At 52.6% G+C, this 25528-nt stretch carries 32 protein-coding genes; 13 read left to right on the plus strand and 19 right to left on the minus strand.

Going from position 1 to position 25528, the window contains the following annotated elements:
* Positions 1-6 precede the first annotated feature (6 nt).
* Entirely contained in the window at positions 7-468 is a 462-nt protein-coding gene (fur, locus tag HJG40_RS00655; protein ID WP_010641352.1) for a ferric iron uptake transcriptional regulator, read from the minus strand.
* A gap of 66 nt (positions 469-534) precedes the next feature.
* On the opposite strand from fur, the gene HJG40_RS00660 reads away from it, so the two are divergent.
* Positions 535-882 carry an outer membrane protein assembly factor BamE gene (locus tag HJG40_RS00660; protein WP_215862405.1) on the plus strand — a complete coding sequence of 116 codons (348 nt, stop codon included), beginning with the start codon at positions 535-537 and terminating at the stop codon, positions 880-882.
* Between the two features lie 177 nt (positions 883-1059).
* Here the strand turns inward: HJG40_RS00660 and HJG40_RS00665 are convergent, their stop codons facing one another.
* Positions 1060-1530 (minus strand): type II toxin-antitoxin system RatA family toxin, encoded by a 471-nt coding sequence (locus HJG40_RS00665; protein ID WP_215862406.1) that lies wholly within the window; start codon positions 1528-1530, stop codon positions 1060-1062.
* Positions 1531-1538: 8 nt separating this feature from the next.
* Complete coding sequence (locus HJG40_RS00670; protein WP_215862407.1) at positions 1539-2717, minus strand: phospholipase D-like domain-containing protein; 1179 nt, start codon at positions 2715-2717, stop codon at positions 1539-1541.
* 120 nt (positions 2718-2837) lie between these two features.
* On the opposite strand from HJG40_RS00670, the gene smpB reads away from it, so the two are divergent.
* Genes smpB through HJG40_RS00685 form a run of 3 tightly spaced genes read left to right on the plus strand, consistent with a single transcriptional unit; the run spans position 2838 to position 4451 of the window.
* Complete coding sequence (gene smpB / locus HJG40_RS00675) at positions 2838-3299, plus strand: SsrA-binding protein SmpB (protein ID WP_215862408.1); 462 nt, start codon at positions 2838-2840, stop codon at positions 3297-3299.
* A gap of 25 nt (positions 3300-3324) precedes the next feature.
* Complete coding sequence (locus HJG40_RS00680) at positions 3325-3945, plus strand: thioredoxin fold domain-containing protein (protein WP_215862409.1); 621 nt, start codon at positions 3325-3327, stop codon at positions 3943-3945.
* Positions 3942-4451 carry a disulfide bond formation protein B gene (locus tag HJG40_RS00685; RefSeq protein ID WP_215862410.1) on the plus strand — a complete coding sequence of 170 codons (510 nt, stop codon included), beginning with the start codon at positions 3942-3944 and terminating at the stop codon, positions 4449-4451. Before HJG40_RS00680 ends, HJG40_RS00685 begins: the two co-directional genes overlap by 4 nt.
* Here HJG40_RS00685 and HJG40_RS00690 read toward each other — a convergent pair.
* Positions 4448-5584, minus strand: a complete 1137-nt coding sequence (locus HJG40_RS00690) for a 5-(carboxyamino)imidazole ribonucleotide synthase (RefSeq protein WP_215862411.1) — start codon at positions 5582-5584, stop codon at positions 4448-4450. The genes HJG40_RS00685 and HJG40_RS00690 overlap by 4 nt on opposite strands.
* Entirely contained in the window at positions 5581-6078 is a 498-nt protein-coding gene (purE, locus tag HJG40_RS00695; RefSeq protein WP_215862412.1) for a 5-(carboxyamino)imidazole ribonucleotide mutase, read from the minus strand. The genes HJG40_RS00690 and purE overlap by 4 nt, the downstream gene beginning before the upstream one ends.
* Positions 6079-6119: 41 nt before the next feature.
* Between purE and trmB the strand changes: the two genes are divergently transcribed.
* Together trmB and HJG40_RS00705 are read left to right on the plus strand one after the other, a co-directional pair.
* Positions 6120-6812, plus strand: coding sequence for a tRNA (guanosine(46)-N7)-methyltransferase TrmB (trmB, locus tag HJG40_RS00700; protein WP_215862413.1), 693 nt, complete (start codon positions 6120-6122; stop codon positions 6810-6812).
* A 124-nt stretch (positions 6813-6936) separates the two neighbouring features.
* Entirely contained in the window at positions 6937-8064 is a 1128-nt protein-coding gene (locus HJG40_RS00705) for an NAD(P)/FAD-dependent oxidoreductase (protein ID WP_215862414.1), read from the plus strand.
* A gap of 26 nt (positions 8065-8090) precedes the next feature.
* Here the strand turns inward: HJG40_RS00705 and HJG40_RS00710 are convergent, their stop codons facing one another.
* The 3 genes from HJG40_RS00710 to HJG40_RS00720 are packed head-to-tail and all read right to left on the minus strand — an operon-like array spanning position 8091 to position 11531.
* Complete coding sequence (locus tag HJG40_RS00710; RefSeq protein WP_215862415.1) at positions 8091-9281, minus strand: glycosyltransferase; 1191 nt, start codon at positions 9279-9281, stop codon at positions 8091-8093.
* Positions 9282-9292: 11 nt separating this feature from the next.
* Positions 9293-10417, minus strand: a complete 1125-nt coding sequence (locus HJG40_RS00715) for a PilT/PilU family type 4a pilus ATPase (protein ID WP_215862416.1) — start codon at positions 10415-10417, stop codon at positions 9293-9295.
* Positions 10418-10427: 10 nt separating this feature from the next.
* Positions 10428-11531: a type IV pilus twitching motility protein PilT gene (locus HJG40_RS00720; RefSeq protein WP_303646296.1), complete on the minus strand. Its 1104-nt coding sequence runs from the start codon at positions 11529-11531 to the stop codon at positions 10428-10430.
* 52 nt (positions 11532-11583) lie between these two features.
* On the opposite strand from HJG40_RS00720, the gene HJG40_RS00725 reads away from it, so the two are divergent.
* Genes HJG40_RS00725 through bioB form a run of 4 tightly spaced genes read left to right on the plus strand, consistent with a single transcriptional unit; the run spans position 11584 to position 14339 of the window.
* Positions 11584-12255, plus strand: a complete 672-nt coding sequence (locus tag HJG40_RS00725) for a YggS family pyridoxal phosphate-dependent enzyme (RefSeq protein ID WP_215862417.1) — start codon at positions 11584-11586, stop codon at positions 12253-12255.
* On the plus strand, positions 12252-13079 hold the full coding sequence (gene proC, locus HJG40_RS00730) for a pyrroline-5-carboxylate reductase (RefSeq protein WP_215862418.1): 828 nt from the start codon (positions 12252-12254) through the stop codon (positions 13077-13079). Before HJG40_RS00725 ends, proC begins: the two co-directional genes overlap by 4 nt.
* A complete protein-coding gene (locus tag HJG40_RS00735; protein ID WP_215862419.1) occupies positions 13076-13357 on the plus strand; it encodes a YggT family protein in 282 nt (93 codons plus the stop codon). The genes proC and HJG40_RS00735 overlap by 4 nt, the downstream gene beginning before the upstream one ends.
* A 37-nt stretch (positions 13358-13394) precedes the next feature.
* Positions 13395-14339 (plus strand): biotin synthase BioB, encoded by a 945-nt coding sequence (bioB, locus tag HJG40_RS00740; RefSeq protein WP_215862420.1) that lies wholly within the window; start codon positions 13395-13397, stop codon positions 14337-14339.
* Between the two features lie 60 nt (positions 14340-14399).
* Here the strand turns inward: bioB and HJG40_RS00745 are convergent, their stop codons facing one another.
* Positions 14400-14963 carry an acyloxyacyl hydrolase gene (locus HJG40_RS00745; RefSeq protein WP_215862421.1) on the minus strand — a complete coding sequence of 188 codons (564 nt, stop codon included), beginning with the start codon at positions 14961-14963 and terminating at the stop codon, positions 14400-14402.
* 242 nt (positions 14964-15205) lie between these two features.
* Here HJG40_RS00745 and HJG40_RS00750 point away from each other — a divergent pair, with 242 nt between their 5' ends.
* On the plus strand, positions 15206-16219 hold the full coding sequence (locus HJG40_RS00750) for an HlyD family secretion protein (protein WP_215862422.1): 1014 nt from the start codon (positions 15206-15208) through the stop codon (positions 16217-16219).
* Between the two features lie 192 nt (positions 16220-16411).
* Here the strand turns inward: HJG40_RS00750 and HJG40_RS00755 are convergent, their stop codons facing one another.
* From HJG40_RS00755 to HJG40_RS00765, 3 genes are read right to left on the minus strand one after another with little or no spacing between them, the layout of a single operon-like run.
* On the minus strand, positions 16412-17131 hold the full coding sequence (locus HJG40_RS00755) for a pyrimidine 5'-nucleotidase (RefSeq protein ID WP_215862423.1): 720 nt from the start codon (positions 17129-17131) through the stop codon (positions 16412-16414).
* The gene (argB, locus tag HJG40_RS00760; protein ID WP_215862424.1) at positions 17128-17988 is read right to left on the minus strand and encodes an acetylglutamate kinase; all 861 of its coding nucleotides are present in this window, start codon (positions 17986-17988) and stop codon (positions 17128-17130) included. Before argB ends, HJG40_RS00755 begins: the two co-directional genes overlap by 4 nt.
* A 28-nt stretch (positions 17989-18016) precedes the next feature.
* On the minus strand, positions 18017-18643 hold the full coding sequence (locus HJG40_RS00765; protein WP_215862425.1) for a TetR/AcrR family transcriptional regulator: 627 nt from the start codon (positions 18641-18643) through the stop codon (positions 18017-18019).
* Positions 18644-18820: 177 nt separating this feature from the next.
* On the opposite strand from HJG40_RS00765, the gene HJG40_RS00770 reads away from it, so the two are divergent.
* Positions 18821-19759, plus strand: coding sequence for a hypothetical protein (locus tag HJG40_RS00770; RefSeq protein ID WP_215862426.1), 939 nt, complete (start codon positions 18821-18823; stop codon positions 19757-19759).
* A gap of 7 nt (positions 19760-19766) precedes the next feature.
* On the plus strand, positions 19767-20060 hold the full coding sequence (locus tag HJG40_RS00775) for a zinc ribbon domain-containing protein (RefSeq protein WP_226856779.1): 294 nt from the start codon (positions 19767-19769) through the stop codon (positions 20058-20060).
* 63 nt (positions 20061-20123) lie between these two features.
* Here the strand turns inward: HJG40_RS00775 and HJG40_RS00780 are convergent, their stop codons facing one another.
* From HJG40_RS00780 to htpX, 7 genes are all read right to left on the minus strand, one after another.
* Complete coding sequence (locus HJG40_RS00780; RefSeq protein ID WP_215862428.1) at positions 20124-20492, minus strand: hypothetical protein; 369 nt, start codon at positions 20490-20492, stop codon at positions 20124-20126.
* Between the two features lie 64 nt (positions 20493-20556).
* Positions 20557-21573, minus strand: coding sequence for a CDP-6-deoxy-delta-3,4-glucoseen reductase (locus HJG40_RS00785; protein ID WP_215862429.1), 1017 nt, complete (start codon positions 21571-21573; stop codon positions 20557-20559).
* A 76-nt stretch (positions 21574-21649) separates the two neighbouring features.
* Positions 21650-22255 (minus strand): ribonuclease T, encoded by a 606-nt coding sequence (gene rnt / locus HJG40_RS00790; protein ID WP_215862430.1) that lies wholly within the window; start codon positions 22253-22255, stop codon positions 21650-21652.
* A gap of 5 nt (positions 22256-22260) precedes the next feature.
* A complete protein-coding gene (locus tag HJG40_RS00795) occupies positions 22261-23040 on the minus strand; it encodes an ABC transporter permease (RefSeq protein ID WP_215862431.1) in 780 nt (259 codons plus the stop codon).
* Positions 23041-23061: 21 nt separating this feature from the next.
* Positions 23062-23751: an arginyltransferase gene (locus HJG40_RS00800; RefSeq protein WP_264317483.1), complete on the minus strand. Its 690-nt coding sequence runs from the start codon at positions 23749-23751 to the stop codon at positions 23062-23064.
* Positions 23752-23759: 8 nt separating this feature from the next.
* The gene (gene aat, locus HJG40_RS00805) at positions 23760-24485 is read right to left on the minus strand and encodes a leucyl/phenylalanyl-tRNA--protein transferase (RefSeq protein WP_215862432.1); all 726 of its coding nucleotides are present in this window, start codon (positions 24483-24485) and stop codon (positions 23760-23762) included.
* A gap of 53 nt (positions 24486-24538) precedes the next feature.
* A complete protein-coding gene (htpX, locus tag HJG40_RS00810) occupies positions 24539-25435 on the minus strand; it encodes a protease HtpX (RefSeq protein ID WP_215862433.1) in 897 nt (298 codons plus the stop codon).
* Positions 25436-25528 lie beyond the last annotated feature (93 nt).

The raw sequence follows: 25528 nt of genomic DNA on the forward strand, positions 1-25528 counted from the left end.
AGAAAATTATTTGCCGGCTGGAGCCTGCAGAGAACAAACCCCGGATTCCTGCATCCCCAGACAAGTCCCGTACAAATACAGGCTATGATCACTGATGAAAAACCCTTGGGCTCCGGCGATTTCATTTTGGCGGGCTTCCAGCGCCTCATCAAAAAACTCCAGAACCTTGCCACAAGCTGTACAAACCATGTGATCATGGTGACCGGTTTCGTTCATTTCAAAAACGGCCTTGTCCCCTTCAAAATGATGACGGCGTACCAGACCAGCCATCTCAAACTGGGTCAGTACCCGGTAGACCGTGGCCAGACCCACTTCTTCGCCGGCATCCAGCAACTGACGATACACTTCTTCCGCCGTTAAATGCCGGGTGTCACTGTCCTCAAAAATGCGGAGAATCTTCAGACGTGGCAACGTGGCTTTCAGACCAGCCCGCTTCAATTCGTCACTATTTAGTTTTTCGTAGTTCATGTGCTCGTAGCAATTCCCATGCGTAATGGTTTAGGATAGTTGCACCTGACGCTTAAGACAAGGACTATGAGAAGCCTCCGCCTGATTACCCTGATTACCTTTTGTGCCCTCTCCCTCGGAGCCTGCAGTATTTATCGGGTTGCCGTACAGCAGGGTAACGTCGTCACCAGCCAGCAACTGGCAGAATTGCATCCGGGTATGGATGCGCTGCAAGTGCGTACCATTTTGGGTTCACCACTGCTGAAGGACCCCTGGCACCCCCATCAATGGATTTACTCTTATAGCTTTAAGCCGGCCTATAGTAGTACCCAGGTTCGCAAGGTGATTGTTCTTTTTGACAAGGACGACAAACTCATCGGCGTGCAGGGGGATGTGAAAGGCACGGCCAAGAGCCCGGAAAAGTCCGGCGCCTAAACGGATAAACCTGAAAAGAGCAGTTGTTGTTCTTGGCGAAATCCAGCGCCCGTCAGGAGAGCTGTTTGAGCCCAAAGGGCGAGTTCTCTCCTGACAGCAGGGTGAGCCTTAGAACAACAGGCAAGGAACAATGGAGCAAAAAGCATCCACGGCAACTGTCGTTTTTAGGGTGAAAGCCTAAGAAGATGGACTGTCCCCTGTTGCCGGAATGGCTACGGGGGGGCCATATACAGCGCGCGCTCTTTGCGCAAAACGCTGGACCATGGTTTCCGCCGCCTGTTTGAAAATAGGCTCCAGAAACGCGCCCACCAGCCGTGAGGCAAATTCGAAGCGCATATCCAGCGTCACTTCGGTGCCCTTGGGGTCGGGTTCAAGCTGCCACAATCCTTCCAGAAAACGAAAAGGACCATTCACCAGGCGCACTTCTGCCAGCTTGGGGCGCTGATAGCGGTTTTTGGTGGTAAATGATTTGCCAAACGCACCATGAGAAATGGTGATTTCGGCAATCACTTCTTCGCCCCGATCCTGAATGACTCGGGTTCTGCCACACCAGGGCAGAAATTGCGGGTAGGAACGAATATCTTCAATCAGAGCCATAACCTGCCCAGCGCTGTACGGCAACACAGCCGTTTTACAAATATGATGCATGCATCCTCTCAATAACGGCGTTGACCCATGGCATGGGCCTGCACCCAGCGATCGAGCTGAGCCAGACACCACTCCGGCAAACGTCGCCAGTAGGGGCGCTTACGCCAGGGCTCCGGATCGATTTTTCGGGATATTGCAAATTCACGCACAAACAGTCCGTGCAACAGCAAGGATACCCGAGCCAAACGCAGTTCAAGGTTGAGCTCGTGATTAAACCACAAACTCAGGAAATCAAAATTTGCCGAACCTAGTGTTGCCCAGGATCGATCTACCAGTACGTACTTCGCGTGGAGGAAAGCGCCCTGATATTCATAAATATGCACACCTCTACGCATCAGCTTTTGATAATACGCCTGAATCCCGAATCGCAAAAGTGGGTGATCGGTAATGCGTCCCGCCAGCAGCAGGCGCACATCCACCCCGCGCTGCACCGCCCGGTAAATACTGCGCAATATCACTGGGTCAGGATTAAAGTAGGGCGTTGCAATCCAGATGCTTTGGCGCGCCCCGCGAATAGCAGCCAACAAACGTCGGCGCACGGCATAACTGGCAGGTGGTATCCCTTCAAGAAACCGGCCATCACCCCAGGATTCCGGAGAGAAAGCCATTTGTTCACCCTCTCCGGCAGGCAGGTCTGGCAAATGTTCTGGCCGGTGCCGGAAAAATATTTCCCGACCACGGTCCACCAACGCACCACGACAGGCAAACAGCATGTCCCGATAAGGCGGATTACCCGGTTTGGCATCCAGCCATTCATCATCCAGGGCAAAACCACCAACAGCCAGCCATTGGCCATCAATCGCGACAATACGACGGTGAGTACGCCGCAAGCGCTTTTCCAGGCCCTTCAGCTGCAAACGATGATAAAAATGCAGATGTGCGCCCGCCTGCCGTAGCTCGCTGACCCAGCTTTCGGGAAAGCCGCGACTGCCCAGGGCATCGAGCGTAATATATACCGCCACTCCGGTCAGGGCTTTGTCGCATAATATCCGCAAAATTTGCTGGGGCCAGATGCCCGCTGCAAAAATATAGTTTTCCAGTAAAATCTCCCTGGACGCGGCGCTCAAGCGGGTTTCCAGCCATGCGGCAATGGATTGCATGTCATTCAGCAAAACCCAGTCAGGAATAGCCTCCTGTTGCCGGGTACGACGTCGTAGCAAGTGCCCCGTCAACAATCTGGACTCCACCTTGTTCCTCCCCTCTCACTCAGCAAAAATTTCACAGGAGGGCAGGTAAAGTCAATGCCACTTTCTGCATACCCCTTTTTTCACGTACAATGATTGGCTGACTGGCACGGGAGTTGTGCAATGAGCAGCACCATCGCCCTGAATCGTGAGGCGAAACACGATTATTTCATAGAAGAGCGTTTTGAGGCGGGAATCGTCCTGGAAGGCTGGGAAGTCAAATCCATGCGTGCCGGGCGCCTGAATCTCAAGGACAGTTATGTCATTGTCAAAGACGCTGAGCTCTGGTTGCTGGGTGCGCATATCAGCCCCCTGCTGACAGCCAGCACGCACATTCACCCCGATCCTACCCGTACCCGCAAATTGTTGATGCACCGTGAGCAAATCAACCGGATGATCGGGAGCGTGGAACGCAAGGGTTTTACCATTGTCCCTCTGGCCATGTACTGGAAGCAGGGCCGGGCCAAGGCCGAAATAGCGTTGGTCAAGGGCAAACAGGAACATGACAAGCGTGCGACCATCAAAGATCGGGAATGGCAAAGAGACAAGGCCCGTATTATGAAAGGCGGGTCCAGGGATGTTTGATGGACTGCCCCAAGGAAATTTTCCCATGGTTCTCACACTGAAAAAACTGCCCAGGATTGACTTGACCCTTTGGGTGCTGCTTGGCTTTCTGATTATTCAGGGAATAGCGACTGTTGCCGTCGCTGGACCAGCAACAGGTAGTGACGGGGATCAGGATTATTGGCAGGCCCTGACCCACACCCATTACATTCAGGAAGGCAGCAAGGGGCCGATTATTTATGATTTTTACGATCCCAATTGTCCTTATTGTCATGAAATCTATACCTGGCTACAAAACCCCATTCGCAGCCAGCAAATACGGGTCAGGTTCATTACTGTCGGCTTTCTGAGCCACAGTAGCGCTGGTAAAGCTGCCGCCATTCTCTCGGCCAAGGACCCGCTGGCTGCCATGAAACTGAATGAAAATAAATTCAGCACCAAAGGCGGTCCAGAAGGGGGTATAGATCCTGCGCCCATTACCGTACAAAATAAAATGAGTGATGTACTGAATTTCAATGCTTCGCTTTTGGTCAACAAGGAAGCCGAAGTGCTCGGGATTCCTGGAGCCAGCGTGCCATTTCTGGTTTATCGCCAGAATGGCAAAATTCGTTATGTCCCTGGTTTACCCAACAACAAACAATGGTCAGAAATTATTCACGCCCAATGACTGCTGCCAAATACGCGCCCTGGCTGGCGGCTCTGGTCATTCTGGCTGGCATCGTTGCCTTTTCGCTGGTGCTGTGGCTACAGTTTGCGCAAGGTGAGCAACCCTGCAGCATTTGTGTTTATCAGCGCCTGGCTGATCTGGCCGTCATCGTCATTGTAACCATGGGTTTTTTCTGGAAAGGCCCGGCCCGCCGGGGTTTATGGATATTGGCAGCATTGTATGCCCTGCTGGGCGCGGCACTGGCAGGCTGGCAGTGGCACCTGACGCAGATGGCGGCAGATCAGATAGAAACCTGTTCTTCGGTCGAGGTGTTTCAGGGTGGCCCTGCCCTGGGCAGTCTGGGGAATGATTTTGCCTCGACCTTATCCGGCCATGGATCTTGTGCGCTGGCTGGCACCAAAAGCCTGGCAGGATGGCCCATCACCCACTGGAGTATGGTGTTTTTTCTGGGTTGCGCCATGCTGCTCCTGATCGCCCAGTGGTTGAGCGGCCGCGTCCGGAATTAATCCTGACGCCAGTTCCAGTCCTGACGCAGCGTCTCCAATACTGCCAAAGCCTGCTCGGCGTCAGAACTCAAGGCATTTACATGGCCCATTTTGCGACCGGGGCGCGCTTCCTTCTTGCCGTACAAATGCACCTTAATTTGCGGATGCTGCAACAGCTTCTGCCAATCCGGTCCGCCTTCTTCCCACAAATCGCCCAGCAGATTCATCATGACCACCGGACTGAGCAGACGGGTATCAGCCAGAGATAACCCACAAAGAGCACGTACCTGCTGATCAAACTGACTGCTGACGCAGGCATCAATAGTGTAGTGCCCGCTATTGTGGGGACGCGGAGCCATTTCATTGACCAACAGACGACCCCCTTCCTCCACAAAAAATTCAACGGCAAGCACACCGACATAGTTCAGTGCCTCGGCAATGCGCGCGGCGCCTTGGCGAGCCTGATTTTGTAATGCCTCTGGAACTCGGGCGGGCACAATACTGAGATCAAGCACAGCATGGTGATGACGATTTTCTGCCAGGGGATAAAACACCATCATCCCTTCCACTGAGCGCGCCATCACTACAGAAAATTCTTGCACCAGATTAATCCGTGACTCCAGAATAGCTTCCGGAGTATTCAGGCTGGCCCATGCAGCTGGAAGCTCACTGGCCGTGCCAACATTCTGTTGCCCCTTGCCATCATACCCAAAGCGGGTAGTTTTCAGGATGGCAGGAAAACTCAGCTTTCTTGCTGCAAGTGCCACATCATCCTCTTGTCTGAGCAGTGCGAAGGGCGCGACTGCCAGACCAATGTCCTGAAAAAAAGTTTTTTCCCGTGCCCGATCCTGAGCAATGGCCAGCGCCGTAGAGCCGGGGTGCACGGGTATCCGTGCTTCCAGATAAATCATGGCTGAGGCAGGAACATTTTCAAACTCGGCGGTCACCGCTGCACAGTGATCCGCCAAAAGCGCCAAAGCTGAAAAATCATCATAGGCCGCACAAAGATGATGATCTGCCACGGCCGCCGCCGGACAATCGGGATCAGGATCGAGAACCCATACAGCATACCCCATGCGCCGGGCCGCCAGAGTAAACATTTGCCCCAGCTGCCCTCCCCCCAGAATCCCGAGGGTAGCGCCGGGCAGGATCATTGCTTCGTCTCCGGCAAGGTCATGGCCAGAACGGCTGCTTCCTGTTGGTGACGAAAATCCTGCAGGCGCCGGGCCAGCATCGGATCACTTGCCGCCAACAAGGCTGCGGCGAAAAGACCGGCATTGGCGGCCCCCGCAGCGCCGATGGCAAAAGTAGCTACCGGAATACCCTTGGGCATCTGCACAATGGACAGGAGCGAATCCATGCCGTTCAGGTGCCGGGAAGGAACCGGCACACCCAATACCGGCAAGAGGGTTTTGGCGGCGAGCATCCCCGGCAGGTGGGCAGCACCGCCCGCTCCGGCAATAATGCAGCGCAGCCCCCGGGATGCGGCCGTCGCGGCATAATCAAAAAGCAAGTCCGGGGTTCGATGCGCCGAAACCACCCGCTTTTCATGGGGAATATTCAATGCCTGCAGTTGTTCTGTCGCAGCGACCATGACCTCCCAGTCACTGTTGCTGCCCATTACCACCCCAACCAGGGGATGTTCCATGCCTGCTCTCCTCTCTAGGCCTGCACATTAAACGGGTTATAATGCCTGTCATGGAAGAAGCGCTCAATACCGGGCAACGCCCGATTCGCAGTTTTGTATTACGCCAGGGACGTATTACCGCCGCACAGCGTCGGGTGATTCAGGATGCTCTACCTGCCCTGCAAATAGACACGCAAGTTGCCTGGCTGGACCCCTGGAACAGGCAACGGGCCATTACCCTGGAAATTGGCTTTGGCAACGGGGAGCATCTCGCCGCCCTTGCCGCTGCACATTCCGAACAGGGTTTTATTGGTGCAGAAGTACACACTCCAGGGGTCGGTTCTCTCTTGTTGCAGATGGAAAATGCGGGCATTGATAACGTCCGTATTGTTCATGATGATGTCGCGGCCTGGATGAAAACCCTGCCAGATGCTTTATTTGAGCGCATCATCATTCAGTTTCCCGATCCCTGGCCAAAAACCCGGCAACAAAAACGTCGTCTGATTCAGCCTGAGTTCGCGAACACATTGCAGCGTCTGCTCAAAACGGGTGGGGAATTACAACTGGCAACAGACTGGGCTGATTACGCGGAACAAATGCTGACCGTCCTCAATCAGACCCAGGGCCTGATAAATACCGATTCTGAAAACGGCTTTTCGGAGCGGCCCACCAATCGCATTCCGACCCGTTTTGAACGCCGTGGCGAAAAACTCGGACACAGTGTTTACGATCTGGTGTATCGACGCACGAGTTGATTCATAAAGCTTTTCAGTATAGTGCCTTCCGGCATGGTGTAATATTCCGGAAAAGATTTTGCGATATACTCACCAATCAAAATGGATGCTTTTATATGAAAACCCATGAGCGAGGATCGATAACATGCACAAAGTCAGCATTATAGGAGCAGGATTTGGGGGATTGACCGCCGTGCGGCAAGTACGCCGTCAGTTGCCCGATGCCGAAATCACCCTCATCGCCCCCGAGGCAGAGTTCATTTATTACCCCAGCTTGATCTGGATTCCCACCGGTCTCCGTCAGGGTGAGCAGCTCCGCATTCCCCTGGACCGGTTTTTTCAGCGCAAAAATGTGCATTTTCATGCCGGGCGTGCGACGGAATTGCGCGACGCAGGTCGGACGGTGGTTACTGATCAGGGTGAAATAGCCAACGATGTACTGATTATTGCCAGTGGTGGCCGGGGCCTGCGCAAATTGCCGGGTATCGAACATAGCCTGGCTATTTGTGATGGCATTGAAGCCGCCGAACAAATTCGTGATCGGCTGGCGGCCCTGGACAAGGGCACCATTGCTTTTGGCTTTGCCGGCAATCCTCAGGAGCCCACTGCCGTGCGCGGCGGGCCTGTTTTTGAGCTACTGTTTGGCATTGACAGTTATCTGCGCAAAACCGGCAGGCGCGAACAGATTGATCTGGTGTTTTTTAATCCCATGACCGAACCCGGTAATCGCCTGGGAGCCAAAGCAGTTGCCGGATTACTGGCCGAAATGGAAAAACGCCGGATCAAGACCCATCTCGGTCACAAAATCACTGGATTTTCTGCAGATAAAGTCATGACGGAAGGTGGCGAGATCGCGGCAGATCTGATTCTCTTCATGCCCGGCATGACGGGGCCTGATTGGGCGCAACAATCCGGTTTACCGCTTTCGGCCGGTGGATTTATCCAAGCCGATGAATACTGTCAGGTTCCCGGGCATCCGGGTGTTTTTGTAGTGGGCGACGCGGGCTCCTACGCCAACAGTCCAGACTGGCTGCCCAAGCAGGGCCATACCGCCGACCTGCAGGCCGAAGCCGCCGTCCACAATGCGGTTTTACATCTCCAGAACAAGGCTTCTGACAAGCCTTTCCGGACTGAACTGGTGTGCATTGTCGATGCGCTGGACAGCGGCATCATGGTATTTCGCAATAAAGATCATGCCAGCGTTCTCCCCAATCCACTCTGGCATGCCGCAAAAATGGCTTTTGAATGGCGTTATCTGCTGCATTATCGATAAGAACCCGTCTTTTCCTGCAGCATTCATCAGCGTTTTTCTCCAGACTGGTCATAGTGGCGCCCCTTCCAGGCGCCGCCTTTTCCCTGATAGTGACGGCGCGCAGAATCCAGCGTCATGAGCGTGTAAAACATCGCCGCCAGCGGCAAGGTCAAAACCCAGAGGCCGTTCTGTGCATAGAGGCGGACGCTGGGTAAATAAGCCGTAAACATCAGGGCCAGGGTCAATACCGACAGGGTCAGCCCTATCCATTGCTGCTCCCAGCACCCGGCAATCAACAAAATCACTGGTACAGCGTAAAGAAAAAACATGCCCAATGTCGCCTCCAGCAGACGCCATGGACTGAACTCCAGCTGCACATAGGCTGAACGTGTCACCATCCGCCATATTTCGCCGAAAAAACGATAGTCGCGCAGACTGTAACTTTCGGTGCCCAATCCTAACCAGACCGGGCCCTGGGTTTTCAACAGGGCAGCCAGCGTGCAGTCATCAATCAAGGCACTCCGCATGGCAGCAAAGCCCCCCGCCTGCATCAGCAAATCCCGCCGCAACAACATACAGCCGCCTGCTGCTCCAGCCAGCTTGCGACGCGAATCATTAATCCAGGGGAAAGGATAAAGCATCTGAAAAAAGAAAATAAACGGCGGGATCAGCAAGCGCTCCCAGAAACTGCGACAGGACAACATCACCATCAGCGACACCAATGCACGGTTTCCACGCTGCTGCTGGACCACCAAGCGGGTGAGCACATCAGGACCATGGACAATGTCTGCATCGCTAAACCAGAGCAGTGATACATCATCAGCAGCCAGCGCGCCCTGATGCATGGCCCAGACTTTGCCCGCCCACGCATCGGGTAGCGTTTTTCCGCTGATAACCTGCAGGCGGTCTGAAGCTCCTACTTTTTCAGCGGCCATTTTCGCAACTTGTGTAGTGTCGTCCTGACTTTGATCATCCACCACAATGACCCGAAGTTCTCCCGGATAATTCTGGCGCAGCAAAGCCGTTACACAGGGTCCAATTCCTTCAGCCTCGTTACGTGCCGGGATAATGGCCGTTACTGCCGGAAGTCCGACGGCAGTGGGGTCAGCAGCTTTCAGGGATTCTGCGGAGAGCGCCGGTAAGCGCTGATCAGCACGCCAGAAATATCCTCGGGCAAAAAACAATACCAGCCAGGCCAGTAGAACCAAGCCTGCCAGTGCATCCAAGAACCAAAACACAGGGCTCCCCGCTATACTTGCCACTTATCCTCAGAAGAATGCATGGCACCCGGATCTTCAACACCGCGACGCAAGCAATCCTGTTTGATGGCCAGACGCAGATCGTTTTGAGAATCAGCGGCACGGAGCGCATCTTCATATTCCACCAAACCTTGGGCGTACAACTCCAGCAGACTACGATCAAAGGTCTGCATGCCCACATCGTTGGTGCGCCCCATGGCTTCCTTGAGCACTCCAACTTCGCCTTTATAAATAAGGTCAGCAATCGCCGGCGTATTAATCAGCACCTCAATAGCGGCAATCCGTCCCGCCTGTCCCTTGATAGGCAGGAGTCGCTGGGAAACAACGGCTTTCAGATTCAGGGATAAATCCATCAGCAACTGCTTTTTCCGATCTTCCGGGAAAAAGTTGATGATGCGTTCAATGGCCTGATTGGCATTATTGGCGTGCAAGGTAGACATGCATAAGTGCCCGGTTTCTGCGTAGGCCATAGCATGATCCATGGTATCCCTATTACGCACCTCACCAATTAATATCACATCAGGCGCCTCACGCAGGGCATTTTCCAGTGCTCTTTCATAAGTAAGCGTATCTATGCCGACTTCCCGCTGATTCACTATCGATTTCTGGTTCTTATGGATGAATTCAATAGGGTCTTCGATGGTCAAAATATGCCCGGCAGCATTCTGATTACGATATTGAATCATGGAAGCCAACGAAGTGCTTTTACCTGAACCGGTGGCACCCACAAAAAGCACCAGACCACGCGAGGTCATGGCGAGATCCTTCAAAATAGGAGGCAATTTGAGCTGTTCCAGGGTCGGAATTTGGGTTTTAATAGCACGCAACACAAAACTCAGTTCACCACGCTGATAAAAGCCATTGACCCGAAAACGCCCGATACCTGTCGCTGAAATGGCCATATTAATTTCTTTTTCATGCTGAAATTCCTGCAGACGTTCCATCCCCAGAATTTCCTTGGCGAGACTGAGCACTTGCCCGGGTTTCAACATATCTGTACCCAGATTTACGGCGCGCCCATCAATTTTCATGACCGGCGGAGAACCCACGGTCAGATACAAATCAGAACCGTTTTTTTCGACCATCAACACCAACAGATCATCCAGTACAGACATTTAGTATTCCTCAGGCCACATTCATGAAACTGTCTTTGTTCTGCACCCGGCGCAGCGCCTCTTCGCGGGTGATTTTATGCGCACGCACCAAATCCGCCAGGCATTGATCCAGCGTTTGCATGCCCTGGTTTTGTCCGGTCTGAATGACTGAATACATTTGTGCCACTTTATTTTCGCGAATGAGATTACGAATAGCCGGAGTGGCAATCATGATTTCATGAGCCGGAACCCGGCCTTTTCCATCGGCAGTTTTCAGCAGGGTTTGCGAAATGACCGCCCGTAAGGATTCAGACAACATGGAGCGGACCATGTCCTTTTCCCCGCCCGGAAAAGAATCGACAATACGATCAATGGTTTTAGGGGCTGAACTGGTATGCAGCGTCGCAAAAACAATGTGTCCGGTTTCTGCTGCCGTCAAGGCAAGACGCATGGTTTCCAGATCACGCAATTCACCGACCAGAATAATATCCGGATCTTCACGCAGCGCCGAACGCAGGGCGTTTTCAAAAGAATGGGTATTCGGCCCCACTTCACGCTGGTTGATCAGGCACTTTTTAGCCGTATGGATAAACTCTATGGGATCTTCAATGGTAATAATATGATCCGGCCGATTCGCGTTGATATGATCCACCATGGCCGCCAGAGTCGTGGATTTACCAGACCCGGGTGGTCCGGTAACCAGTATCAGTCCGCGCGGAATATTAATAATTTCCGTAAAGGACTTGGGCGCATTGAGATCTTCCAGACTCAGCACCTTGGCCGGAATAGTACGAAATGCGGCAGCGGGGCCTCGATCCTGATTAAACGCATTCACCCGAAAACGCGCAATACCGGGTAATTCATAGGCAAAATCGATTTCCAGATTTTCTTCGTACCATTTTCGCTGGGAGTCCGACATGATGTCATAAATCATCGCGTGGACTGCCTTTCCATCCAGTGCTTCCACATTGATGGGACGCATATCGCCGTTAATGCGCAACATGGGTGCAAGCCCCGCAGATATGTGTGTATCTGATGCGTTATTTTTCACCGCGAAGGTGAGTAGTTCAGCAATATCCATCAATAATTCTCCACTTGGCATGGTAATACCCGGCATTTGGGCATTGGGACTCATGCGCGTTACTATAGTCGACCTTGGCCATTTCGCCCACGTTTCATGGAGCAGCATGTCCCTCGCCGAAAATCTTGCAAAAATAAAGCGCGCTCTACCGCAGCCCAACCACCCCCTTTTGCTGGCGGTCAGCAAAAAGGTTCCGGCGCCTGCCATCCGGGAAGCCTATGCATTGGGAATACGTCATTTCGGTGAAAACTACCTTCAGGAAGCTCTGGAGAAACAAGATGAACTACGCGATCTGGAGGATATTTGCTGGCATTTTATCGGACGGATTCAGCGTAACAAAACCCATGAAATTGCTCGACACTTTGACTGGGTCGAAAGCGTCGACCGCCTGCTGATTGCCCAACGCCTGAACAGCGCCAGGCAGGAAGCTTCGACGCCTTTGAATGTGCTGATTGAAGTGGCCGTCAGCTCGGAAGACAGCAAGGGAGGATGCCCCCCTGCTCAGCTTGCAACACTTGCAGAAGGCATCCAGCAACTCCCCTTTCTCCGGTTGCGTGGCCTGATGGCATTGGTCCATCCCGACCCTGACCAGGCAAACGTCAACTTTCAACACATGCACAGCTTATTCAACACGCTGCTCCAAAGCGGTAATTATCCTGACCTGGATACCCTGTCCATGGGCACTTCGTCTGATTTTGTGCAGGCGCTAGAGCATGGATCCACAGAAATCCGGTTGGGTACGCTCTTGTTTGGCAGCCGTCACCAGGAGGCAACATGATTGAACAAAACATCGTATTTATTGGCGCAGGCAATATGGCGCGCGCCCTCATTTCCGGAATACGCCAGATTGGCGTACCTGGTAGCCAGATTCAGGTACATGCACCCAGTACCCAGCGTCGTGAAGCCCTTGCCGAAGAGTTCGGTGTGCATAGCCGTCCTGCCAAGGCCGAAAAGCTGCCGCAAAACAGCCTGGTGATTTATGCCGCCAAGCCCAAACAGGTAGATGGGATTCTCAGCGAATGGCGGGAATCATTCGTGAATGCTGAAGTCCTCTTCATATCCGTTGCAGCGGGCATTTCCAGCCAACAAATGAGCGACTCCCTGGGAGAGAATGTGGCCGTAGTCCGCGCCATGCCCAATACGCCTTCGCAGGTGGGAGCGGGAGCGACGACCCTCTTCGCCCAGGCGACGGTCAAGGCATCGCAGTGCGACATCGTGCAGCAAATTTTCTCTGGAGTAGGCAAGGTGTTCTGGTTACATGATGAATCCCTGATGGACGCTGCTACCGCCCTGGCTGGCAGCGGTCCTGCCTATGTGTTGTTATTTCTGGAGGCGCTGGAAGATGCCGCCGTATTCCAGGGTCTGGATCGAGTCACCGCCCGGGCTTTGGCTTTACAAACGGTTTGGGGTACCGCCCAGATGGCAGCAGCCAGTGCTGCGAGCCCTAGTGAACTGCGCCATCAGGTCACCAGCCCTGGTGGTACGACCGCTGCCGGTTTGGCGGTCTGGGAAGAGCAGTTGCGGCCCCTGACCCAGCGTGCGCTGGCTGCTGCCGCCGCGCGCAGCCGTGCTTTAGGTCAGTCATTGAAGACTAAAGCATGAATGAAATCAGCATAGAAGCCGCTCGCCTGACGGATCTGGTACTCACCCTGCTGTTCTGGGCCATACTGATTCGCGCCATTTTATCCTGGGTCCAGCCGGATCCCCGTAACCCTATTGTCCATTTTCTGGACCGGGTTACCGGACCCATTCTTTACCCCCTGCAGCGGATTATTCCTCCCATTGGCGGCATGGATCTCAGCCCTCTGGCGGCCCTTTTACTCATTGAGTTATTGAAAGGTCTGCTGGTCAATGCCATTCTGAACCTCGGCGGCGTTTAATACGCCAGGCACCTCTCGACGCGAACCGGAAACTCACATGACACCTTCTCAGCACGCTTACAGTCTGGACAGCATCCTTGAAATCTATGCACGTCCTTTCAACGATCTGATTTTTGAGGCGCAGCAAATTCATCGTCAGCATTTTGATGCGAATACCATCCAGTGTTCTACCTTATTGTCCATCAAAACCGGTGGTTGCCCGGAAGACTGTGGTTATTGCTCGCAAAGCGTACATCATGAAAACAGTCTGAAACCGGAAGCGCTCATGGATATTGAAGCCGTGCGCAGTGCTGCTGCTGCCGCTAAAGCCAACGGTGCGCAACGCCTGTGCATGGGGGCAGCCTGGCGTTCTCCGCACGACAAGGATATTGAAAAAGTCGCCGCCATGATTCAGGTGGTCAAAGCGCACGGGCTGGAAAGCTGCGTCACCCTGGGCATGCTGAAAAGCGGGCAGGCAGAACGGTTGCAGGCTGCCGGACTGGATTACTACAATCACAATCTGGATACCTCCCCGGAGTTTTACGGCGAGGTCATTCATACCCGCAGTTTTCAGGATCGTCTGGATACTCTGGAAGCCGTCCGCGATGCCGGCATCAAAATATGTAGTGGCGGAATTCTGGGCATGGGTGAATCGCGTCGGGATCGGGCCCGGATGCTTCAGGTGTTATCGCAACTGCCGCAGGCACCGGAAAGTATTCCCATCAACGCCCTGGTCCCTATTCCCGGCACGCCTCTGGAAGCGGCCACACCCATTGACGGTCTGGAATTTGTTCGCACCATAGCCGCTGCCCGGATCATTTTTCCACAAGCCTATGTCCGGCTTTCTGCAGGACGGGAAACCATGAGCGACGAATTGCAGGCCTTGGCCTTTCTGGCCGGCGCCAACAGTATTTTTCTGGGAGACCGTTTGCTGACCACCAGCAATGCCAGCAGCGGACATGACCAGATTTTATTTGAGAAGCTGGGGCTTCACGCCGGATAAGCAGAAAGCCCTCTGACCCATAAGGAATCAGAGGGCTTATTCAACTCAAAAAAACGCAAATCAGGAATGCTCCCCAAAGGACAGGGGCATGGAATAATTGAGCATGATTTCATCTTCGCCCGGATCGCTATTCTTGATATAAGCATTCGAAATATGGGCGATTTTCAGACCGAAACGCGACTGATTGGCAAACTGGTAATCGAGGCTGAGCTCCAGACGAAACTGAAAAGTACCATCCAGATATTTACCCCGACCTTGATGATAACCACCCATGGCCAAAACGGGGGTCAGCACCCAGTGATCCCAGGCAACATCTGTGTAAAAGCCCGTATAACCCATAAAGCCGCCATTGGTATTGGCCATCAGGCCATAGACAGCACCCACCCCGAATAACTTGGCACCCGTTTGATATTCGAGGTTAATCTCTGGAAGTGTAGCATTGGTATAGCCTGGACCAGGAGTCACACCGGCCGCATTAAATGCGCCAAGACCAATATTAAAATACGAAGGACCGCCCTGAATCACGTGCAAACCTTCGCTATCTGCCAATGCTGGAGTTGCCGCCAATAATCCAAGAACGGCACCGCCTAAAATCCCCGTCCAGACCCACTGCTTATTTTTCATGATTACTCCTTGTATCCAATTCATTCATACATCATCTTGCCGACTTGAAGTGTTTAGGTTAAGGTATCAACCGAACGGTCAGTATGCGATTTACTTTCGAGCCTGTCAAAATTTTGCAACAGGACTGAAGTTGAGCTACTGGCTTACCGGAACGCCCTTGAGCCTAGTATATACGGAATATTATGGTTCGTTGATGGGGCGCCACGGGAATTGGCTGCTGTTATTGCAACACAAGGAAAGCTATGCGCTGGCTCAAACGCTTTTTGGTCCTGATCATTCTCATTATTGTCGCTTTCGGTGCCTATGCCTATTTTCAGATTGCCAATTATTACCCCAACACTGATGACGCCTACCTCCATGCCCATGTGGTCAATATTTCGCCACGAGTGACTGGACACATTGTCCATATTTATGTGCGCGACAATCAGGTGGTGCACGCTGGTCAAGCTCTGGTGAAAATTGACCCGGAAGCCTACCAGTACGACGTACAAAAAGCCGAGGCAGAACTGGCTCAGGCAGAACGCCAGACGGGTGCTATTCAGGCCAACATTGCGGCAGCCGAGGCGCGAGTCAGTGCAGACCAGATCACCTACCAAAACGCCCAGCGCAATGCCCAACGCGCTGCCGCACTGGCTGCTCAAAAATATTTGTCTGCACAGGAAGCGGACAACCGGATGACGGCGGCAAAAGGGGCCATGGCCCAATGGCAAGCCGAAAAAGCCAATTTGTCTGCCACCCGCGCCCAACAAAGCCTCAATGCTGCCCGAATCGCCGCAGCCAAGGCCGCATTGGGTACCGCCAAAATGTATCTCGCGGAAACGACTTTATATGCGCCCATCACGGGAGTAGTCAGCAAAGTCGACAAAATTCATGTGGGTGATGTCGTCAGCATCAACCAGGATCTTTTCCCGTTGATTGGTAATGCTGAATACTGGGTGGAAGCCAATTACAAGGAAACCGATCTGAATCGGGTTCATCCTGGGCAGACTGCCAGTATCCAGGTAGACATGTACCCCAACCACAAATTCAAGGGAAAAGTGGTCAGCCTCAGCGGCGGGGCCGGCAATGCTTTTTCCTTGTTACCACCGGAAAATGCGACAGGCAACTGGGTAAAGGTCACGCAACGGGTACCCGTACGGGTGATGATTACCAATCCTGATCCAAAACTGCCCTTACGTATTGGTACCAGCGCTTCGGTCACCATCAACACTGGCGGCGCACCGGATTGGGTCAAGTTTCTGAAGCCGATTCTGTAGGACTAAAGCGGCAGTGGGGCTGAGAGCTTTGCAGCGACTTTGTCCCGCGCCGTTGTTGTTCTTGGTGAAATCCTGCGCCCGTCAGGAGAGCTGTTTGAGCCCAAAGGGCGAGTTCTCTCCTGACAGCAGGATGAGCCTTAGAACAACAGGCAAGGGACGTTGGAGCAAAAAGCTCTCAGGCCCACTGCCGCTTTAGGAGGAACTGTAACGCCAGCGCATGAGTGAAGGAACCCGACTATGGGCACTGCGCGAGCGTCTGCGACTTTTTTCAATGTGTACCGTTCGCATACCTATCCAGCGAGCGGTCCGCAAATTGGCCAGGGTGTCATCAAAAAAAACACAACGCCAGGCGGGAACTTTCAATCTTCCAAGAACCTGGTGATAAGCATGATGGTGGGGTTTCCCCTGAAAACCTGCGGTCTCCATATCAAATACATCCTCCACAATATCCGCCACGCCCAAACGCTCCAGCACTCGCCAGGCATGACTGGACACGCTGTTCGTAAAAACAAACACCGGCCCGGGAAGTTGCACAAGCCAACGACGTAACTCCGGATTTTCAGGAACCTGGGCAGACAGAACCGGGGGATGAATGGCCTTCAGGAAAACCCGGGGGTCAACAGTATGATGCCGCATCAAACCCGCGAGGGTGGTCCCATAACTCCGCCAGTAATGGCGGCGCAACTGATCGGCGGCTTCCATCTTCAGGCCAAGCTCCTGCATCAGGAAGGCATTGATGTGCTCATGCATCCAGGGAAAGCAGTAACGGTCTGCGTCATACAGAGTATTGTCGAGATCGAAGAGGAAAACCGGCAGCGCACTTCGCCGCCAGGCTAACAGACGACGCTTGCGGGTTGCCGCAGAATAAGCGTATTTATTACGCTGCGGAGCAGGAGCGGACAGTTTTTTCAATGGCTGCTGGCAATCAGTGTTCCCACCCCGGCGTCGGTAAAAATCTCCAGCAACAAGGCATGAGGTACTCTGCCATCAATAATATGCGCGGCCTGAACACCAGCAGCGACGGCATCCAGACAACACTGAATTTTTGGCAACATGCCACCATATATCTGACCATCGGCAATCATTTGTGCCACTGCGCTGGCCTCCAGGCGGGTTTGCAGGGTGCCCTCTTTATCCAGCACCCCAGCCACATTGGTCATCAAAATCAGTTTTTCGGCTTTCAGGGTAGCGGCCAGTGCTCCGGCGACCAGGTCGGCATTGATATTGTAAGACTCACCCCGAGCACCGACGCCAACGGGGGCTACTACCGGGATAAAATCGCCTTGGTCCAACCAGCGAATGACTTCCGGATTAACGGCAGCCACTTCACCGACCATCCCCAGATCAGCCACCGCATTGCGCAGCGGTCGGGCGCGAAGCAAAGCCCCATCTTTGCCGGTCAGCCCCACTGCCCGCCCACCGGCACGATTGATTCCCTGCACAATTTCCTTGTTGACGCGACCGCCAAGCACCATTTCCACCACTTCCATGGTCGCTGCATCGGTTACCCGCATACCATCCACAAAACGGGTTTCCACGCCCAGACGTTCAAGCATGGCGCCAATTTGCGGCCCACCGCCATGAACCACCACAGGATTCATCCCTACCTGCTTCATCAAGGTAACATCATAGGCAAACTGCTCTTGCAAATGCGCCTCCGTCATCGCATTCCCACCATATTTGATGACAATGGTCCGTCCATGAAAGCGTTGCATATAGGGCAAGGCTTCCACAAGAACATGGGCTTGGTGTTTAGGGCTTTTATCCATACGAATCTCTTGTGTTATGAAGCAAAACTCAGGATGAGGCTGGGACCAGCCCGCGCAAAAGAATTTCAACAATACCCGCGTCATATCCGGCAGGGTCGTCTGCAAAAGTAATGGGGGGATAGTGTCGCAATATGTCTCGCGACTGGAAAAAAAACACGTTGGCACCCAACAGGAGTGTAGCGACCAGTGCCGGATCAAAGTCCTGGCGGAACTCGCCCCGGCTCTGCCCGAGCTTCAGCACATCTACCAGCGCAGAAAACATATCCGCGAAGCCCTGCTCGGCGAACTCCTGTGCTCTGGGCGCGCCCCTTTCCAGGATTTCCCGCCAGACCAAACGCACCAGTTGCGGCCTGTTCAGCAACGCCTGCAGATGATTGCGGGCAAAATGCCGCAATACATCCAGAACCGAGCCGTGGGCGCTGACCGCTTCGTTCAACACCGCGCGCAGATTATGGCTGGCGACGCGCAAAACCGCGAGATACAGCGTGTCTTTATTCGGAAAATAGTGGTAGATGTTGGCTTTACTGATACCGGCTTCGCAGGCTATGGCATTCATGGAAACTGCATCAAAGGCCTTAGCCGAGAAGAGTTTTTCGGCAGCAGCCAGGATACGCTGCCGCCCCTCTCCTTCTATCATCGCCAGCGTATTATCCATAACATTCCCTCAGCGATCTCTTTCCACATATTATCAGCCAGTTGAAAAACACCCGACCAATCGGTCAATATCCGGTCAGTGTAGCATCAACAAAAGCGATTGTCGCTTTACAGTAAAAATCTAACGGTTATCCTTGGCATTCATCCTTAAGATCGGTCACTGAAAAAGGAAGCTCCCATGTTTAGTCATTCTCCCAGTCAGGGGGACCTGTCTTTTTCGCTGTTGCTGCGGGCATTACGGGGAATCACTCTCTGGCAGCCAATTTTGGTGTATGTTCTCGCCGTTTTTATGGGCATGGCGGGCCTCGAATTTTTTGTGCAATGGCCCGGCGGAATGATTGGTGCCAGCATCGGAATGCTGATTTTGTTCATCAGTTTTGGTGTGGGGTATTTAGGGGCTGGCGGGGTACTATTACATGAAGCCCGAGGTGATTCATTACCTGGGATTTTGCGCAGTCTCCGCTTTGGCTTAAGATCGCTACCCCGGCTGATTGGCTTGCTGATCATTGAAAGTCTTTTGCTCTTTGGCATTTTTGTGGTCGAGTTACTGGGATTCATGGCCTGTAAAATACCAGGAATAGGAGCGATTTTGTTTGTACCGCTTTTCCCGGTAGCCATGTTGATAAATGCCGTGGTTTTCGTTCTGGCCATCATTGTTTTTAATCTGTCCGGTCCGGCTCTTTGGCATGGCGAATCTGTCAGCAACTCCCTGCGCCACACTATTGGTATTGCCCGTAACAAACCCGGCTCCATTTTGCTGATGATGTTGTTACTCGGGGTGCTATCTACTGGTCTGGCGGTCATTATCGCCGTCATCCTTTACACCGGATACAGTATGGCACTGTCCGCTGCGGCCCCAGCTCTGGCCAGCGAACTGAGCCGTAGCGCCGATATGTTTTGGCAGATGATGGATGCGATTACGGGAAACCCTTTTATGCTGGACCATGCAACGCATTCCAGCGTCACCGCGAATACTGCCCTGTATAATGTCGGACTCAGCATGGGGATGGGCGTTGCCACCGCATTGGTTTTCATTATACCGAATATCGTATTTTTGCTAGGGATGGCCCATATTTATATCGAGGCCCTTGAACTGGTTGCTCCTGAGGATGTCTAATTTGCTAATGAAAAAATGGTTACACCAACTGGAAATTGAAAAAAACCGCTGCCAAAGTTGTGGCATGCCCTTACAGTTTGACCCGCAAGGCGGCGGTACGGAAAGCGATGGCAGCCACAGCCGGGATTACTGCAGTTACTGCTATGCAGATGGCGCCTTCAAGGACCCTCAATTAACCCTGGAAGCCATGCAACAGCGAGTCAGGCAATTGATGCGCAACAGACAGGCACCTTGGTATGTTCGTGCCTATATGGCCCATCGGGTACCCATGTTAAAGCGGTGGCGCAGCTGCAAACGCTAATGACTGACATACAAACAAAAAGCCCCCGAATTCAGTAATTCGGGGGCTTTTAACTACAGAAAATTAGAGCGCGCTACGCGGACGCCGTCCACGACGTGGCTTTAGTTCCTGCATCAATGCATTTCCATGGGATTCCAGTTCCTGCAGCGCATGATGGTTATCGCCTACACGATCCCGTACTTCGGCAATAGCTGCCAGAATCTGGGTAGGCTCCCAATCAGGTACCAGGCGGGAAACGCGATCCATCAAAGAACGCCGTTGTGCTTCACGTTCGCGTTTGGCACGGGGATTTTCCTGCAGGGACTTTTTCTGCTGCTCAATTTTGGCCAATTGCTCGCGCAGGCGCAATTCCGTTTGACGTTGCTTTTCTTCCAAATCAGCAAGACGCTCTTCGGCACTACGACGATGACGTTTTTTTGTTTGAGATTCCATACCCGCTCACTCCTGAAAAAAATAAGTTGAAATTTTGGCTAAAGTCGCCAATAAAATTATTATGTCAGCTTGTTTTTGCTTTGGCAAATACAAATGCGTCTGCGAATATATGTTCTGAATCCAATCCTGCCTGAGCTAAAGCGGCGGATAAAGAAAAAACCATATCCGGATGACCGCAAATATAAGCATCAAAAGCACTGGCATCAGGAAAGTCTTTAATCACCTGCTCTGTTACATATCCCGTAGGACCCGACCAATGGCTATCCGGTTGTGAGACAATTTTAGTCAGATTAAAATGGCTATGGAGCGACTGCCACTCCTGTAACAGATCTTCATAATAAAAATCTTCAGAATGGCGGACGCCCCAATAAAAGTGAATGGGCCGTATTGAGCCTTGAGCAAAAAGCGATTCCAGCATCCCCTTGATCGGCGCGAAGCCTGTTCCTGTAGCCACCATCAACAACGGTCGGGTTGATTCCTGGCGAACAAAAAAAGTGCCCAAAGGTCCCTCAAATCGCACAATATCCTTTTCTTTCATTGCTGAAAAAACGTGCCCGGTGAATGCACCACCCTCTACTTTCTTAATATGCAATTCCAGCAAAGCGTCGTCATTAGGGGTATTCGCCAGCGAGAAACCCCGGCGCGCGCCATCCTTCAAAAGAATGTCTATATACTGACCGGGAAGGAACTGCAGGCGCTCTGTACTGGGTATTTTGAGGAACAGTGCGCGCACGTCCGGCGCCACATCCTCTATTTTAGCTACCCGTGCCGGCAGGGTTTTAATCTGAATATCCTTGGCTGCACCTATTTCGCGCACTTCAATTTTCAGATCAGAAAGCGGTATAGCCTGGCAAAACAGGGCCAAACCGTCCACTTTTTCTGCTTCACTGAGCACTTTTTCTTCAATATCCCCATAATCTACAGTGCCACTTAAAATGCGCCCCTTACAGGTTGCACAAGTACCATTGCGACAGCTGTAGGGAATATTAAAGCCATGACGCAGTGCTGCCTCGAGTATGGTTTCATCACTATCGCAATCCATCTCGTGACCGCTGGGTTCAATTGTCAGACGATAAGGCATGTTTTGCCCCTCTTAAAAATGGTAGATGCCAATATTCTAACAGAAGCACCGGATGTTGACTGCTGTTGCAACAACTTCAGGGATATTCCCGATTAAGGTCAAACCCGTTCACTATCTTGCAAAATAATTCTGCCGTCTGGCGCGCATCATATAACGCCGAATGTGCCTGTTCATGATCCCAGGATAAACCTGCGGCCAGTGCCGCTTTGGCCAGTACCGTTTCACCATAAGCGAGACCCGCCAGGCTGACTGTGTCAAAAGTACTGAACAAATGAAATGGGTTGTTTTTCACTGCAGAGCGTTTTTCTGCCGCCTTGATAAAAGACAAATCAAAGGCAGCATTGTGACCTACCAGAATCGCCCTCCGGCACTGTGCAGCCTTTACCGCCGTACGAATGGCCCGAAAAATACCGCGCAGCGCTTCTTCTTCAGAAACCGCTCCGCGCAATGGCTGAAAAGGATCAATTCCGGTAAAAGCCAGTGCCGCTGGGTCAAGCACCGCGCCCGTAAAGGGCATAACGTGAAAATGATGACTGGCTACCGGTTTCAGTTGTCCCACTTCGCCACCAATAATGACCGCTGCCACCTCCAGCAGGGCATTACGCTCCGGGTCAAAACCCGCCGTCTCCACATCAACCACTACGGGCAAAAAACCACGAAAACGTCCAGCTAGTGCGGCCATATCAATTATCCTTCTGTACGCTGTGAAAATATCAGGGCGTGGGGTGCAGCCAACAAGACCGCCGTAGAAACGCTCAAGGTGACTGAGGCAGTCAGCATCAGCATCACCACCAACTGCATGGAAACAGCTGCAAGTGGGGCCATACCCGCCAGAATCATTCCTGCTGTAATACCTGGAATATGAATCATGCCGACACTTTTCAGGCTATCAATGGTAGGAATCAGCGAACTGCGGACCACGATGCCGTAGAGACTGCGCATGGCCTGACGACGTCCGGCACCCAGCGCCAGCATCGCCAGCAACATATCCTCACGTTGGTCAATTTCACTGCGTAAGCGATTCAATGCCAGAGAAACAGCATTCATGGCATTACCAATAATCATCCCGCCAATAGGCACCAGAGATTCACCACGCCAGAATACCAAACCGGAAAACAGCATCCAGGCCAGAGTCACCGTTGTCGCAATACCAATACTTCCGACACCAATCCAGTAAGCATGAGGGATACCTGCTCCCCGTTTGCGATTGAATCGACCGGCCATCAGAATCATCAGCGCCAGAAACACCAGCAGTAACCAGGCTTGATGCTGACGGAACAACCAGCCCAGCACAAAACCCATAATTCCCAGCTGTACGGTCGCGCGTGCTGCTGACCAGAGCAGATCCTTACCGACCCCCAACTTTTGCCATGCCGACAGTGCCCAGGCACTTCCCAGCAGCCCCAATACGCCGGTCAGGGCCCAGGGTGAGAAGGTACGGAATATATCCGGTGCGGCATTAAGCATGGATGCGAATTTCTTTATGGATTAAGGATGCGTGGAAAGCGGTCGCCATTCACCGGCGATAAAACCTTCCAGGGGCGAAAAACGCCTTTTATAATCCATTTTTGGACTTTCTGCGACCCAATAACCCAGATACAGGTGAGAAAACCCCTGGTTGCGGGCCCATTCGATCTGACTCAGAATTGCAAAAATCCCCAGACCGCGTTTCGCCAGGTCTGTTCGGTAGAATGTATAAACTGCTGACAATCCAGAATCTACCTGATCAACCAGAGCTACCGCCAAGGGCTCATCCGCCTTTTCAAATATCAACAGCTGCGAATCCACGGCGCTGGTATCTGCCATCATCTCTGCATACAGGCGATCAGCCTCTTGGTCCATACCACCATCTGGATGTCGCAAACGCTGATAATCGGCAAAAAGACGGGCATGTTGCGCATCCCGGTATGGTCGTGCCACACGCAGGCTGAGATCCTGATTACGTGCCCAGGTACGTTTTTGCCCCCTGTCCGGCTGGAAATGATCCACCGGGATACGAACGGAAATACACGCATCACATTGCGGACACATAGGCCGATACGCGACTGGACCATTGCGTCGAAAGCCCTTTTGTAACAGTTGATCGTACTCCACGCTTTCCAGCACTGCGCGCGGATCACTCAACACCAGTAATTCTTCCTGTTCAGGTAAATAGGGACAGGTTTGCAAGGTCGACATATAAAAACTCATCGCCAAAAAATATGCCCCCAGGGCAGAAGTTCCTGCCACGCCCCTTGCGTTGCCTGGGCTTTCAACCTGGTCAAACGCTGTAAAAATTCAGCACGTGGAATTTCAGAAGCGCCCATGCTTTGCAGGTGTGGAGTCAAAAACTGGGTATCAATCAGACCAAAACCCCAATGCGCCAAATGTCGGGCCAGCCAGACCAAAGCAATTTTTGAAGCGTCGGGAACCCTGCTGAACATCGATTCTCCGAAAAAAATTGCGCCCAGCTCGACGCCATATAATCCACCGACCCTCTGACCATGTTGAAGAATTTCTATACAGTGGGCAGCCCCCGCAGCAAAAAGATCCAGATAGGCATTACGCATCTCGGCAGTTATCCAGGTCCCGCCCTGACCTGAACGCGGAGCCGCACATTCATCCATAACACCAGCGAAATCTTGATCCAGAACCACCTGCCAGGACGCAAAGTTAGCATTTTTTATTAAACTGCGACTGATATGAATGGCATCGGGTTCCAGCACCCCACGAGGATCAGGGGACCACCACAAGATGGGATCTTCTTCACCAAACCAAGGGAATACACCCTGAGTATAAGCCTGAAGAATACGCTTTCGGGATAAATCACCCCCTACTGCAATCAGGTTGCTGTCGGCTTTTTCCGGATCCGGAAAAATGACGGAGGCATTTTGACTACTGAGGAGAACCGGTTTTACCCGCTCAGGGCGCAATGCTGTTTACTCCCCTATTCAGGTGCATCCACAATCACTCCCCTGCCAGAACACTACGGGTAACTATACCCTTTTTGCAGAGCCTGCAAAGCCGCAACCCGCGCTTCAAGGCTGGGATGGGTCGCAAAAAGCCCCTTCCAGCTACCCGAAATATAGGCAGTAGCCATAGGATCACGGACCGCATCATGCTCTACATGCATGGCTGTGGACCGTTGATGCAGCTTCTGCAAAGCAGAAATCATCGCGGCAGCACCAATTTGTTCAGCAGCAAAGCGATCGGCTGCAAACTCCCGACGACGCGAAAACCAGGTGATGGGAATCAGCGCCAAAAAAGACAAGGCCACTTGCAGGAACATGGAAACCGCGAAGGCAATCATCGGGCGATCATCAAATTGTCGGGCCGCCAACATCGATAACCAGAATACAAAAGTATTCATCAACCCCTGAAGTAACGTCGTACTGACCATGTCCCCATTGTAAACATGACCCATTTCATGGGCCAGCACCGCTCGTACTTCATTGTCATTAAGCAGATTCACGAGCCCGCTGCTGACCGCCACCATGCTGTGGTTACGCCCCGGCCCCGTAGCAAAAGCATTAGGATCATCATTCCAATAAATCCAGACTTCCGGCATCCGGATGCCCAAACGGGTAGACAACTGCACCACGGTATCGTAAACCAGACGCTCCTTGGCAGACTGCGGTTGCTCGATGCGTTGCATCTGCATACCGGCTCGTGCCAGATGCTTGGACATCAGCAGGGAAATAAAAGCCCCCCCAAAACCAATGACCAGCGCCCAGAGTAAATCGGTCACACTGACCACCCCGCGCAGATCTACGCCAAAAGCGGGTAAAACCAGATTCACCAGGACCGAAAAAGTAATGGAAAGGGTGATAAAAATAAGTAAATTGGTACCCACCAACAAGGCTATGCTCTTGAATGATTTCATGACATTCACGCTCCATCAGAATATCTACGTTTCACTGTCACGGCTCCCGCTGTAATACCCGCCGCGCCGTGACCGGCTGCCCTCTATTTTTTT

The sequence above is a fragment of the Acidithiobacillus concretivorus genome, from assembly GCF_018853445.1.
GTDB lineage: Bacteria > Pseudomonadota > Gammaproteobacteria > Acidithiobacillales > Acidithiobacillaceae > Acidithiobacillus > Acidithiobacillus concretivorus.